This window comes from Bradyrhizobium sp. USDA 3240 (genome assembly GCF_054063295.1).
This window is the reverse complement of record NZ_JBSSGD010000002.1, coordinates 6,701,553-6,714,298: the sequence shown is the minus strand read 5'-3', so window position 1 is coordinate 6,714,298 and position 12,746 is coordinate 6,701,553. Positions and strand designations below refer to the sequence as shown.

11 protein-coding genes are annotated in these 12,746 nt (G+C 64.3%); 4 read left to right on the top strand and 7 right to left on the bottom strand.

What is annotated here, in order from left to right:
* Nucleotides 1-246 precede the first annotated feature (246 nt).
* Entirely contained in the window at nucleotides 247-1,104 is an 858-nt protein-coding gene (locus ACVIGA_RS32490) for a DUF1499 domain-containing protein (protein ID WP_375779564.1), read from the top strand.
* Between the two features lie 161 nt (nucleotides 1,105-1,265).
* Here the strand turns inward: ACVIGA_RS32490 and ACVIGA_RS32485 are convergent, their stop codons facing one another.
* The 4 genes from ACVIGA_RS32485 to ACVIGA_RS32470 all read right to left on the bottom strand — a co-directional run bounded on the left by ACVIGA_RS32485 (nucleotide 1,266) and on the right by ACVIGA_RS32470 (nucleotide 6,691).
* Nucleotides 1,266-2,183 (bottom strand): MBL fold metallo-hydrolase, encoded by a 918-nt coding sequence (locus ACVIGA_RS32485; RefSeq protein ID WP_456669200.1) that lies wholly within the window; start codon nucleotides 2,181-2,183, stop codon nucleotides 1,266-1,268.
* A 130-nt stretch (nucleotides 2,184-2,313) separates the two neighbouring features.
* Nucleotides 2,314-3,528, bottom strand: coding sequence for an acyl-CoA dehydrogenase (locus ACVIGA_RS32480; RefSeq protein ID WP_456669199.1), 1,215 nt, complete (start codon nucleotides 3,526-3,528; stop codon nucleotides 2,314-2,316).
* A gap of 170 nt (nucleotides 3,529-3,698) precedes the next feature.
* Nucleotides 3,699-4,775 (bottom strand): 3,4-dihydroxy-2-butanone-4-phosphate synthase, encoded by a 1,077-nt coding sequence (gene ribB / locus ACVIGA_RS32475; protein WP_223969869.1) that lies wholly within the window; start codon nucleotides 4,773-4,775, stop codon nucleotides 3,699-3,701.
* A gap of 182 nt (nucleotides 4,776-4,957) precedes the next feature.
* Complete coding sequence (locus ACVIGA_RS32470) at nucleotides 4,958-6,691, bottom strand: cation:proton antiporter domain-containing protein (RefSeq protein ID WP_456669198.1); 1,734 nt, start codon at nucleotides 6,689-6,691, stop codon at nucleotides 4,958-4,960.
* A gap of 59 nt (nucleotides 6,692-6,750) precedes the next feature.
* Between ACVIGA_RS32470 and ACVIGA_RS32465 the strand changes: the two genes are divergently transcribed.
* Together ACVIGA_RS32465 and ACVIGA_RS32460 are read left to right on the top strand one after the other, a co-directional pair.
* Nucleotides 6,751-7,293, top strand: coding sequence for a DUF3124 domain-containing protein (locus ACVIGA_RS32465; RefSeq protein ID WP_374708010.1), 543 nt, complete (start codon nucleotides 6,751-6,753; stop codon nucleotides 7,291-7,293).
* Nucleotides 7,294-7,353: 60 nt separating this feature from the next.
* A complete protein-coding gene (locus tag ACVIGA_RS32460) occupies nucleotides 7,354-8,592 on the top strand; it encodes an aminotransferase-like domain-containing protein (RefSeq protein ID WP_456669197.1) in 1,239 nt (412 codons plus the stop codon).
* A gap of 109 nt (nucleotides 8,593-8,701) precedes the next feature.
* Here the strand turns inward: ACVIGA_RS32460 and ACVIGA_RS32455 are convergent, their stop codons facing one another.
* The gene (locus ACVIGA_RS32455) at nucleotides 8,702-9,982 is read right to left on the bottom strand and encodes an amidohydrolase family protein (protein ID WP_456669196.1); all 1,281 of its coding nucleotides are present in this window, start codon (nucleotides 9,980-9,982) and stop codon (nucleotides 8,702-8,704) included.
* A gap of 228 nt (nucleotides 9,983-10,210) precedes the next feature.
* On the opposite strand from ACVIGA_RS32455, the gene ACVIGA_RS32450 reads away from it, so the two are divergent.
* Nucleotides 10,211-10,429, top strand: a complete 219-nt coding sequence (locus ACVIGA_RS32450) for a hypothetical protein (protein WP_223969873.1) — start codon at nucleotides 10,211-10,213, stop codon at nucleotides 10,427-10,429.
* A 92-nt stretch (nucleotides 10,430-10,521) separates the two neighbouring features.
* On the opposite strand, the gene ACVIGA_RS32445 is transcribed toward ACVIGA_RS32450, so the two are convergent.
* Nucleotides 10,522-11,340: an aldo/keto reductase gene (locus ACVIGA_RS32445; RefSeq protein ID WP_456669195.1), complete on the bottom strand. Its 819-nt coding sequence runs from the start codon at nucleotides 11,338-11,340 to the stop codon at nucleotides 10,522-10,524.
* A 217-nt stretch (nucleotides 11,341-11,557) separates the two neighbouring features.
* Complete coding sequence (locus ACVIGA_RS32440) at nucleotides 11,558-12,682, bottom strand: alkaline phosphatase D family protein (RefSeq protein WP_456670940.1); 1,125 nt, start codon at nucleotides 12,680-12,682, stop codon at nucleotides 11,558-11,560.
* Between the last annotated feature and the right edge of the window lie 64 nt (nucleotides 12,683-12,746).

The window sequence follows — 12,746 nt, the reverse complement described above, 5'->3', positions numbered from 1 at the left end:
CGAGATGTGAGGCGGGGTGGGGTGATCTCTCCACTCGGGCAACGCCCGATACGAGAGACCCTTCACCCCACCTCGGTTCGCATTTCATGCGAACCGATCCCAGAGCGAGCTCCGCTCGTCTCGACCCCTCCAGGGGAGGATAACACCGGCCAAATCCCTTGAATTCGCCGCAGGTCCGTGGTCTCACACGATCATTGGCGGCGGCTGAGGTCGCCGGGGCAATCTCAACCGGCAGATTATTCGACGATGGCGCGCAGGTTTTCCGCTCCCTACCAGCAGGAGCCCGTGTCCGGTCTCGCCACCTGGTCGCGCAACCTCGCCATCTTCTCCGTCGTTGCGGTGGTGGTCTCGATCCTGATCGTCCGCTTCGGCTTCCTGGAGGTCAAACCGGCGCTGGCGACCTTCTTCGGCGCACTGGGCCTCGCCGGCCTGTCGATCCTGCTCGGGCTGGCCGCCTTCGCCGCGATCTGGCAGAACGGCACCCGCGGCATGGGCCGGATCCTGCTCGCCTTCCTGATCGCCGCCGCGATCCTCGCCTACCCGGGCTACCTGACCTATCAGTACCGCAAGCTGCCGCGGCTCTACGACGTCACCACCGATCCGATCGACCCGCCGAAATTCGAGGCGCTGGCGCGGCTGCGCACCGGCGAAGGCACCAATCCGGCCGCCTACGCCGGCCTCGCTTCGGCCGAGCGGCAGCGCGCGGCCTATCCCGATATCGAAACCGTCGAACTGGAAACCCCGGTCGATCGTGCCTATGAGATGACCCTGCGGCTGGTGAACCGCCGCAAATGGCTCGTCATCGACGCACGCGCGCCGCAGCCGCCGCGCCGGATCGGCCGCATCGAGGCGGTGGCACGCACGCCGATCATGGGTTTCCGCGAGGACGTCTCGATCCGGGTCACGCCCGACGACGAGGACTCGCGCGTCGATATCCGCTCTGCCTCGCGCTATTTCGACACCGATCTCGGCAGCAACGCCGCGCGGGTCAAGAAGCTGATCGAGGACCTCAACAGCGCCGCCGACAACGAAAACGCCAAGCCGGCGAAGAAAGCGGCCCCGGTCGCACCGAAGGCGCCGCCGGCGAAGTCGGTGAAGAAATGACGCGCTAGCGTCATTCCGGGGCATCGCGCAGCGATGAACCCGGAATCCATTTCACAACAAAACTTGCGGCCCGATGGATTCCGGGCTCGCGCGGAGCTTGTCATCGGGCCGCGCTTCGCGCGGACCCGTTGGCACGCCCCGGAATGACGGTGGGAGGCAGCTCAGGCTATCCTGTACGTGCCGCCGATCACAGGATCGCCATCCGTCGCCACGATACCGCGCGCGACCAGATCCTCCAGATGCGCCAGCACCGAATAGCCGGCAGCATTGGCGAGGCGCGGATCGAGCCCGATATAGATCGCCCGCACCATTGTCGGGATGTCGGCCTCGCCCTTGCCGAGGCGATGCAGGATCGACGCCTCGCGCGCCCGGCGATGCCGCGCCAGAAAACGGACATAGCGCGGGCCTTCCGGAATCTCCGGGCCGTGGCCTGAGAAGTAGAGTTGCTCGGGCCGCTGCTCCAGCCGCTCCAGCGAGGCCATGTAGTCGATCATCGAACCGTCGGGCGGCGCCACGATCGAGGTCGACCAGCCCATCACATGGTCGCCGACGAAATTGATGCTGCGCTCGGCCCACGCGAACGCCAGGTGGTTGGCGGTGTGCCCGGGGGTGGCGACCGCCTCCAGCGCGAAGCCCGCGCCCTCGATGACGTCGCCGTGCTTGATCTCGATGTCGGGCCGGAAATCGCGGTCGGCGCCGGATTCCGGATTGTGCTTCTCGCTCTCGAAGCGCGGGCGCGAGGCGCGGTGCGGCCCCTCGGCATAGACAGGCGCGCCAGTCGCGGCCTTGATCCGCGGCGTGTTCGGCGAATGGTCGCGATGGGTATGGGTGACCAGGATATGCGTCACGGTCTCGCCCTTGACCGCATCGAGCAGCGCCTTCGCATGCGCCTCATCGTCGGGACCGGGATCGATGATCGCGACCTTGCCCTGCCCTACGATGTAGCTGACCGTTCCGGTGAAGGTGAACGGGCTCGGATTGTTGCAGAGGACGCGGCGCACGCCGGGCCGGGCCTGTTCGACCACGCCGGGCTTCAGCGGAAAGTCGCGGTTGAACGGGATGTCGTCGTTGTCGGCCATGCGGACCTCTTAGCGTCATTCCGGGATGGCCCGTAATGGCCAGACCCGGAATCCCGAAGTGAGGGAAAAGAATACGACTCGAGATTCCGGGTTCGCGCTTACGCGCGCCCCGGAATGACGACCTGATACGTTACGAGAACGCCTGGATGCCGGTGATCGCACGGCCGAGGATCAGCGCATGGACGTCGTGCGTGCCCTCATAGGTATTCACCGTCTCGAGGTTCGCGGCGTGACGCATCACATGATACTCGATCTGGATGCCGTTGCCGCCGTGCATGTCGCGCGCCATGCGGGCGATGTCGAGCGACTTGCCGCAATTGTTGCGCTTGACGATCGAGATCATCTCCGGGGCCATCTTGCCCTCGTCCATCAGACGGCCGACGCGCAACGAGGCCTGCAGGCCGAGCGCGATCTCGGTCTCCATGTCGGCGAGCTTCTTCTGCACCAGCTGGGTGGCGGCGAGCGGCCGGCCGAACTGCTTGCGGTCGAGCGTGTACTGGCGCGCGCGGTGCATGCAGTCCTCGGCGGCGCCGAGCGCGCCCCATGAGATGCCGTAGCGGGCGCGGTTGAGGCAGCCGAACGGGCCCTTCAGGCCGGAGACGTTGGGCAGCAGCGCGCTTTCCGGCACCACGACGCTGTCGAGCACGATCTCGCCGGTGATCGAGGCACGCAGCGAGAGCTTGCCGCCGACCTTCGGCGCCGACAGGCCCTTCATGCCCTTCTCGAGGATGAAGCCGCGGATCTGGTTGTCATGCGCGGCCGACTTGGCCCACACCACGAACACGTCGGCGATCGGCGCATTCGATATCCACATCTTGGAGCCGTTCAGCTTGTAGCCGTCGGCCACCTTCTCGGCGCGGGTCTTCATGCCGCCGGGATCGGAACCGGCATCCGGCTCGGTCAGGCCGAAGCAGCCGACCCATTCGCCGGTCGCGAGCTTCGGGAGATATTTCTTGCGCTGGTTCTCGTCGCCATAGGCGTAGATCGGATACATCACCAGCGACGACTGCACCGAGTTCATCGAGCGATAGCCGCTATCGACGCGCTCGATCTCGCGCGCCACCAGGCCGTAGGCCACGTAGCTCGCATTGGCGCAGCCATATTCCTCGGGCAGCGTCACGCCGATCAGGCCGAGCTCACCCATCTCGTTGAAGATCTCGCGGTCGGTCTTCTCTTCCAGATAGGCCTTGGTGACCCGCGGCAACAGTTTGTCCTGCGCATAGGCCCGCGCGGTGTCGCGGATCAGGCGCTCGTCTTCGGTGAGTTGGTCGTCGAGCAGGAACGGATCATCCCACTGGAAGCTGGCGGCAGCCGGCTTGTCCTTGGACTGGGGGCGCACGCTCATGAAACATCCTTTCGTATCGTCACTCGGAATTTGGCGGATAAATTAAAGCGCTATGCTGCGAAGCGCAATTGAATTGGGATCATTGTCATTCCGGGGCGATGCGTAGCATCGAACCCGGAATCTCGAGATTCCGGGTTCGCTCCCTACGGTCGCGCCCGGAATGACGATGGTCAGCAGTCCAGCCTCTCGTTCGACACGATCTCGATGCCGAAACCGGACAAACCCTTGTAGTCGTGCACCGAAGAGGTCAGATGCCGGATCGAGGTGATGCCGAGATCGCGCAGGATCTGTGCGCCGACACCGACCTCGCGCCACTGCTTGTTGCGATCGGCCTCCGCCGATTTCTGCTCGCTCACCGGCTGGACCGGAACACCGGCGGCACCATCGCGCAGATAGACCAGCACGCCGCGGCCGGCAGCCTTGAAGTGCCGCAATACGGCTTCCATCCGCGCCGGCCCGGTGAAGAGGTCGGTCACGATATTAGGCTTGTGCAGCCGGGTCAGCACGTCCCGGCCGTCGCCGATGCCGTTGTAGACGAATGCGGCGTGCATGATCTCGTCGAACGGCGAGCGATAGGCATAGCCCTGCAGCGGGCCGATCGGGCTTTCGGTGGTGAAGGTCGCGACCCGCTCGATCAGCTTCTCGCGCGCCTGGCGATAGGCGATCATGTCCGCGATCGTGACATGCTTGAGCTTGTGGGCGGCGGCGAATTTCGCGACCTGCTCGCCCTTCATCACGGTTCCATCGTCGTTCATCAGCTCGCTGATGACGCCGACCGGCGGCAGGCCGGAGAGCCGGCACAGATCGACCGCGGCCTCGGTGTGACCGGAGCGCAGCAGCACGCCGCCGTCGCGCGCGATCAGCGGGAAGATGTGGCCGGGGCGCGCGAAATCGTTGGCGCCGGCATTGGGATTGGCGAGCGCGCGGCAGCAGGAGGCGCGTTCGTCGGCCGAGATGCCGGTGCCGCCATCGGGCTTGTAGTCGATCGAAACGGTGAAGGCCGTGGTGTGGTTGGACTCGTTATGCGCCACCATCGGGTCTAGCCGCAGGCGGCGGGCGTCCTCGGTGGTGATCGGCGCGCACACGATGCCGGAGGTGTGGCGGATGATGAAGGCCATCTTTTCCGCCGTGCAGAACGACGCCGCGACGATCAAATCGCCCTCGCCTTCCCGATCATCATCGTCGGTGACGACGACGAGTTCACCCTTCGCAAAGGCTTGCAGCACTTCCTGGATCGTATCGGCCATTGTCCTGACATCTCGCTTTATGCAGGCAGTGGATTAGCCGGGTTCCGATGTCAGCGCCAGTATCATTATGCAACCCGCCATGCGTCCGGCAGGCATACCAGCAGGTGACAAGCACCGTGCCCCCCTTGCTCGAGCATGATCTTGTCGGAAAACCGGTGCCCACTTTTCCGGATCATGCTCGCCTACGGCAGCACCTCGCGCCGGTCACTGAGCTGGGCGTCCAGCTCGGCGCGCTTGTCGTCGAGCAGGCCGGCGTCGGCGGCCTCGATCACCGAATAGAGCTCGCCGGCGTCGCTGAGCCGGGTCACCGTGACGTAGTCGGCACCGGCGGCGTAGAGATCGTCGACGCCGGTCAGGAGATCGGCGGTGGCAACAACCTTCGCGGTCGGATTCAGGGCGCGGACGTGGCGCACCAGTTTCTCATTGTCGGCGCCGACCAGGAGGAAATCCGGTACGCTCAGGATGATGATCTCGGCCTTGCCGATGCCGGCATGAACCAGCGTGTCGACATTGCTGATGTCGCCATAGATCACGTGCATGCCGCGGTCGGTCAGCGTGCGGAACACCAGCGGGTTGAAGTCGATCACACTGATCTGCTCGAGCAGCGACTGGTTCTGCCGCTCGATCTGGCTGATCAGCGCGCTCGCGGCACGGAAAAAGCCGAGGATGACGATGCGGCGGATCTCGCCATGTCCCTCCTCCTGCCCGGACCCGCCACTGCCCTCGCGTCGATGGTCGAGATCACGCAGCCCGATCCGCTTCAACGGACCGATCAGGCCTCGCACGATCTGATCGCTGCGGGCCATCGCGAAGGTCGAGAGCACCGCCAGCACCACGAAAGCGAACGAAACCGCATTCGCGGTTTCGGTCCCGATATGGTTGGCGGCGACGCCGGTCTGGATCACCACCAGCGAGAACTCGGAAATCTGCGCCAGATTGATCGCCGGCAGCAGGCTGGCGCGCAGGCCCTGTTTCATCAGATAGAGCGGTGTGAACGTCGTGACCAGGCGGCTCACCACCGTGAAGGCCGCGATCACAAGCGCGAGCCAGATCACCTGCAAGCCCGGGATCGGGATCGTCATGCCGAGCGCGACGAAGAACAGTGTGATGAAGAAATCCCTGAGCGTCGTGACCTTGGCGGTGACGTCGAGCGCGTAGGGAAAGGTCGAGATCGAGACGCCGGCGACCAGCGAGCCCATCTCGCGCGACAGATGCAGCCGCTCGGCGATCTCGCCGATCAGGAAGCACCAGGCGAGCGCACCGAGCAGCACGAGCTCGGGCCGGCGCGCGATCTGATGGAACAGCCGCGGCAGCACGTAACGACTGAGCACCAGCGCGGTCGCGACCAGCACCGCGACGCGGGCGATCGACAGCAGCACGACGCCGATCTGCAGATTGTCGAGGCTCGGCTGCACCGCCAGGAACAGGATCGCGAAGATATCCTGCAGCACCAGCACGCCGAGTGTGATGCGGCCCGGCAGCGTGTCCAGCTCGCGCTTCTCGTAGAGCACCTTGACGATGATGACGGTCGAGGACAGCGCGCAGGCGACGCAGAGATAGACCGCATCGAACTTGCCGCCGCCGATCGCAAGGCCTATTCCGGCAAAGAACGCCACGCCGATCAGGCAGCCGCCGATCAGCTCGCCGGCGCCGGCGAACAGGATGACCTTGCCGGCACGGATGATCTTCTTGAGGTCGATCTCCAGGCCGATCATGAACAGCATGAAGATCAGGCCGAGCTCGGAGATGACGCTGATCGATTCCTGGGACTTGACCCAGCCCATGCCGAATGGACCAATGAAAAAGCCGGCGATAAGGTAGGCCAGTATCAGCGGTTGCCGGGAGAAATGGGCGAGCAGCCCAATCCCCCAGGCAAACAGGATACAGAGCGTGATATCGCGAATCAGTTCATGCATGCGTCAAAGACTTCCTGTTGCCGCAACCTAGAGGGCCGGGCGTGAGGATCAACCGAGCAATGTGTCACATCCGCGCAGGCGGCATTTTTCTGGCAGTTCTGCTCTGCCTGCTCACCGTGCGCATGACGGAGGCGCTAGCACAATCCTCCGGAAGTATTGAACAAAATTTTGCGAACTCGCTGACCGCGGTGCCATCGGAAGGCCTCACGGCATCCGGTGCATTCTACGTGCCGGTGTATTCCAGCGTGTCGATGAGCCAGGGCAAGCTCAGGGCCGATTTCTCGGTGACGCTGAGCGTGCACAACGCCTCCGAGACGAGGCCGCTGGTGCTGAAGCGGATCGCCTATTTCGACACATCAGGCAAGATGGTGGAGAGCTACCTCAAATCGCCGGTCGCGCTAAAACCGTTTGCGACCGTCGAGGTCTCGATCGCCACGACCGATACCCGCGGCGGCACCGGCGCGAATTTCGTGGTCGATTGGGCGGCCGCCGGCGAGATAGCGGAACCGGCGGTCGAGGCATTGATGGTCGGCAGCGTCGGCGCCGGGCACTATGCATTCATCAGCCAGGGCCGCCCGATCCGGCTGACCGGCAAGAACTGATTTCACAGAGGGCTCCTCCCACGGGCCTTCTCAACGACAACAACACGGAGCGAAACGTCCATGTCCACCTCAGCCCAGTTCGACTTTGCACCGCTGCTTCCGGCCGGCCTGCCTGCGCCGGCCGCGCGCTGGACCGGGCTTGCCAAATACAGCTTCGTCGGCGGCAACAACGATCCCGACCAGGTCCCGGTCGACGGGCTGCTGGAGGCGGTCAACGCCGTGCTGAAGCGCGAGGGCAGGAATCTCGCGACCTACAACCTCGCGCACGGGCCGCAGGGCTATCTGCCGCTCCGCCAGTTCCTGACCGAGAAGCTGAAGCGCGACGCCGGGATTGCCTGCACCCCGGACGAGATCATGATCGTCTCCGGCTCGCTGCAGGCGCTTGACCTGGTCAATCACACCTTACTTGCCAAGGGCGACACGGTGCTGATCGAGCAGGAGACCTATCAGGGCTCGCTGAACCGCCTGACGCGGCTTGGCGTCAACGCGGTCGGCGTTCCCCTTGATGGCAACGGCATAAGGATCGATGCGCTGGCCGCAGCGCTCGCCGATCACAAGCGGCGCGGCATCACTCCGAAATACATCTACACCATCCCGACCGTGCAGAACCCGACCGGCTCGATCCTCCCCGAAAGCCGCCGCGCCGAGATGCTGAAGCTGTCGAAGGAATACGGCGTGCCGATCTTCGAGGACGATTGCTATGCCGATCTGATCTGGAACGGTGAACGGCCGCCCGCGATCTATGCGATGAGCAAGCATGGCGGCGTGATCCATATCGGCTCGTTCTCGAAGTCGATCGCACCGGCGCTACGGGTCGGCTTCATCGTCGCACCCTGGGAAATCATGTCGCGGATGCTGCCGCTGAAGACCGACGCCGGCTCCGGCGCGCTGGAGCAGATGGTGCTCTCGGAATATTGCGCGCCGCATTTTGCGACCCACGTGCCGCGGCTGACCCGTGGCCTGCGCGCCAAGCTCGACACGCTGATGGAGGCGCTGAACGAGCAGTTCGGCACGTCGGCCGAATTCGAGGCGCCGAAGGGCGGCATCTTCCTCTGGGTCAAGCTGCCCGACAATGTCGACACCATGAAGCTCTACCAGGCAGCGCTTGCCGCCGGGGTCTCGATCAATCCGGGACCGGAATGGTCGACCAGCAAGGCGCATTCCGGCAGCCGGCTCCGCCTCTGCTTCGCCAGCCCCTCACACGAGCAGATCCGCGAAGGCGTCGCGGTGCTGGCCGAAGTGTGCCGCAAGGAGTTCGGCGTGCCCGCGCGCAGCAGCAATGTGGAGAAGCGCGGCTAGCGATCGTTTCGCCGAGAGATGGATTGCTTCGTCGCTTCGCTCCTCGCAATGACGGCTGGTTATGTCGTCATTGCGAGCGGAGCGAAGCAATCCATCCTTCCGTTTGCGCCTACCGCACCGAAAACGGCGCCTGATAGGGCCGGCCGAACGGCACGCCGTTGACCACGGTCTGCACCGGCTTCAGCTGCAGATTGCCGTCGCGTTTGTTGTTGCGGGTGTCGACGAAGGTGACCGGGCCTTCGATGAGGTCCATGATCGCGACGTCGCCGGGTGCGCCGCGCTGCAGCGTGCCGATCTTAGGCGTCCGGTTGATGATCCGCGCCGGCACCGAGGTCGCCATCGCCACCACCTGATCCAGCGAGGAGCCCATCGCCAGGAATTTGCTCATCACGTTGGGCAGGAACGGGATGCCGGCCGAATTGCCGGAGAAGACGTGGATATCGGAGGAGATCGTATCGGGCGTGCAGCCGGCGGGGATCGCGATCTCGGCCACCGTGAAATCGAAGCTGCCGCCGCCATGGCCGACATCGAACAGCACGCCGCGCTGCTTGGCCGCAAGCGCCGCCGGCAGCAGCTTGCCGTCCTGCACGATATTGGTGAAGGCGCCGGACATGTTCGGCGCGCCGGAATAGGCATGGGTGAGGATATCGCCCGGCCGCAGCAGATCGAGGATGTCGGACATCAACTCCCTGGTCTCGACGCCGCCGATATGCACCATCATCCGCGCCGGCCAGCCGCACATCTCGCAAGCCTGGATGCCGCGCTTCAGCGGCTCGATGCCATGCTTGAAGATGACGTTCTCCGACATCCGCACCTTGACCCCGATCAGGAAGTCAGGGTTCTCGGCGAGCGCCATGGCGCAGGCTTCGACCTGGGCGTTGTCGATGTTGTAGAGCTCAGCCACCGGGAACGCCGACAGGCCGTTGTTGGCGATATGGAGGAAGGCGTAGATCCGGGTCCGCGACTGCGCCACGATGAAGCGGCGCAGCGCAGCGAGATTGTTGACGCCGGCATCGCCGGCCGAGACGACGGTCGTGGTGCCCTGGAATTGCACCAACTCGTCGGCGGGAATGCCGATCGCCGATCCGTATGGGTAGACGTGGCAGTGCAGATCGACGAGGCCCGGCATCACCAGCTTGCCCGACGCGTCGATGGTCTTGCTGGCGCGCGCGGCAGGGATCTCGTCCTCGATCGCCTCGATCAGGCCCCAGCGGATGCCGATGTCGCGCTTTCCGCGCAGCGACTGGCTGGGATCGATCACGTCGCCGCTCTTGATCACGAGATCGAACTTGTCGTCCGGCCCCATCGCCGCAGCGGCCGGCCCTGCGATGACCGCAGCAGCGGCCGATCCCGTACCCTTCAAAAAGTCCCGGCGTGAAAATTTGCTCACAACGTCCCCCCGAACATTGATTTTATGGCGCAATGATGCGTCGGACGCAGTGGTTAGGCAAGACCACCGAAAGACACTGTCACGCTCACGCATCGGTTGTGCAGCGAACGCAAGGCGAGCGTTGTGATGGGACCGTTGCTGAACAGGTGTTCAGGAAACTCCCCCGGTTCCGCAGGAACGTTTCGATGCCTGCACGGTTGCCTCCTCGCATCATTTGAGGAGGATGAGATGAAAAAGATTGGTTTTGTTCTTGCGGCGATTGGTACGCTTGCAGTGGCCGTTCCGTCGATCGCGAGCGCCGAGACCGTCGTGATCAAGCGCGGCGGCCATCACCACTGGGATCGTGGCTGGGGCGCGCGCGCCGAGATGCGCCATGACCGTGGCTGGCATCGCGGCTGGCACCATGACCATGACCGCGCGATGGTGATCAGGCGGGATCGTTACTAAGTACCGGCATCTACGAAAGACTAACACAACGGAAAATGGCTCCTCGCGGAGCCATTTTCTTGTTCTACGTGCTTGTCGGGTGCTCGCAGAACTCAGTCCCACGCCGGAGCAAAACCCGGATTGACGCAGCGCATGTCCTTGCGCAGCGCACCGATCGCCTTGCGGTCGTCGTCGTCGAGCTTGACCTTCAGCGCATCGAGATTGGCCTTCTGGCTTTCGGCGCGCGAGGCTTTCGGGATCGCCGCAACGCCGTCCTGGTCGAGCAGCCATTTCAGCGCCACCTGCGCTGCGGTCGCGCCATGCTTGCTGCCGATTTTCGCCAGCGTCTCGTCGGTCGCGAAACGGCCCTGCGCCAGCGGACAATAGGCCACCAGCGGTATCGATTTCGCGGCGAGATATTTCCGCACCGGGGTCTGGTCCAGCATCGCGTGATATTCGATCTGGTTGCAGGCGATCGGGGCCTTGATGTCCTCGACCACGGTCTTGAGCAGCGCGGTGGTGAAATTCGCGACGCCGATCGCGCGGGTGCGGCCTTCCTCCTTCAGCTTCATCAACGTCTCGAACACGGCAGGCAGCTTCATATTCCGCGATGGCCAGTGCACCAGATAGAGGTCGACGTGATCGAGCCGCAGCTTGTTCAAGCTGGCGTCGAACGCGTTCCGGATCGCATCCGGCGCCAAATTCTCGTGCCAGACCTTGGAGGTCACATGCAGGTCCTTGCGCGCGACCTTCGAGTCCGCGATCGCGGCCCCGATCGCCTCCTCATTGCCGTACATCTCGGCGGTGTCGATATGGCGGTAACCGAGCCCGAGCGCGCTCTCGACCGCCGCGCGGCAGGCATCGCCCTGCATGCGGAAGGTGCCGAGCCCGAGCTGCGGCAGGCTGATGCCCTGTGTCTGCAGATTGTCCATGGATAACTCCTGACGCGTGGGACGCCGATGTCATCGACGACGTCACGCCAGCAAATCGTCTGGTGGGAATGAAATTGGCAGAACTGCCAACACGCAGTCTGCCCGCAAACCGGCCCTTCGGGCAAGGCGCCCGCAATCAAGATGTCGCGACGAGTCCTGGTTTGACGCGTTTTCTTCACGCGAACCGGGACTCCACTTCGCTCGAAAACGCTATGGCTTAGATATGTTCCGCCATGATCTGGCCGGGCCGCGCATCCGGCCGCGGCTCGATGTCGACCGACCAGAGATCGTGGTTGTCGACGTCCTTCAACGTCACCGTCATCACGCCGGTCTTGCCGTCGATGTCGACGCGGCCGAAGAATTGCAGGCCGAAACACGGCGCGAGATTGTCGCCCTGCTCGGCCGAGCAGCCCTTCTGGTACATAGCCTTCGGGCCAAAGGTGTTGTCGAGCTCGCCCGGCGACCAGGTGCCGGCATGCAACGGACCGGAGACGAATTCCCAGAACGGCTCGAACTCCTGGAACACCGCGCGGTTCGGATCATAGTGATGCGCGGCGGTGTAGTGCATGTCGGCGGTGAGCCACACCGTGTTGCGGACGCCGGCGCGCTTCATGAAGGACAGCAAATCGGCGATCTCGTGCTCGCGCCGTTCCGGCGGCCCGTCGCCGAGCGCGACCGCATCCAGGCTGACAAGGCCGATCGGCAGATCCGCGGCGATCACCTTCCAGACAGCATCCGACGCCGCCAGCTCCCGCTTCAGCCAGGCGAGCTGGCTCTCGCCGAGGATGCAGGCCTGATCCGGATCGCCCTGCTTGTTCCAGCTGGAATCGCGGTAGGAGCGCATGTCGATGATGAAGACGTCGAGCAGCGGCCCGTATGCGATCTTGCGGTAGACCCGGCCGTCGCGCTCCGGCATCAGCCGCATCGGCATGAATTCGTGGAAGGCACCGCGCGCCCGCGCTACCAGGCGCGAGGTGCCGTCCGCGTCATAGCCGGTCGCGTCAGCGGTGCCGAGCGGCGACCAGTCGTCGGCCACTTCGTGGTCGTCCCATTGCGCGAACATCGGGACCTCGGCATGGAAGGCGCGAAAATTCTCGTCGAGCCAGTTGTATTTGTAGTTGCCGCGAAACTGCTCAAGAGTCTGCGCGACGACGGATTTCTCCTCGGTGACGATGTTGCGCCAGACCTCGCCGTTCGGCAGCGTCTGCTCCGACGGCACCGTGCAATCCGCATAGATGTGATCGCCGGAATGGATGAAGAAATCCGGCCGCTCGTTCAGCATGGTGCGATAGCTGCGCAAGCCACCGCGCGCGGGGTCGATGCCCCAACCCTGCCCGACCACGTCGCCGGACCAGACGAACGAGACCGAGCGGCGGTCGGCCGGCGCGGTGCGGAAATGCCCAATG

What these genes read in the sequence shown, in the direction of transcription:
- ACVIGA_RS32490 (WP_375779564.1), top strand. Translation starts at nt 247, where the DNA reads ATGGCGCGCAGGTTTTCCGCTCCCTACCAGCAGGAGCCCGTGTCCGGT.
- ACVIGA_RS32485 (WP_456669200.1), bottom strand. Translation starts at nt 2,183, where the DNA reads ATGGCCGACAACGACGACATCCCGTTCAACCGCGACTTTCCGCTGAAG.
- ribB (WP_223969869.1), bottom strand. Translation starts at nt 4,775, where the DNA reads ATGGCCGATACGATCCAGGAAGTGCTGCAAGCCTTTGCGAAGGGTGAA.
- ACVIGA_RS32465 (WP_374708010.1), top strand. Translation starts at nt 6,751, where the DNA reads ATGTGTCACATCCGCGCAGGCGGCATTTTTCTGGCAGTTCTGCTCTGC.
- ACVIGA_RS32450 (WP_223969873.1), top strand. Translation starts at nt 10,211, where the DNA reads ATGAAAAAGATTGGTTTTGTTCTTGCGGCGATTGGTACGCTTGCAGTG.
- ACVIGA_RS32460 (WP_456669197.1), top strand. Translation starts at nt 7,354, where the DNA reads ATGTCCACCTCAGCCCAGTTCGACTTTGCACCGCTGCTTCCGGCCGGC.
- ACVIGA_RS32470 (WP_456669198.1), bottom strand. Translation starts at nt 6,691, where the DNA reads ATGCATGAACTGATTCGCGATATCACGCTCTGTATCCTGTTTGCCTGG.
- ACVIGA_RS32480 (WP_456669199.1), bottom strand. Translation starts at nt 3,528, where the DNA reads ATGAGCGTGCGCCCCCAGTCCAAGGACAAGCCGGCTGCCGCCAGCTTC.
- ACVIGA_RS32445 (WP_456669195.1), bottom strand. Translation starts at nt 11,340, where the DNA reads ATGGACAATCTGCAGACACAGGGCATCAGCCTGCCGCAGCTCGGGCTC.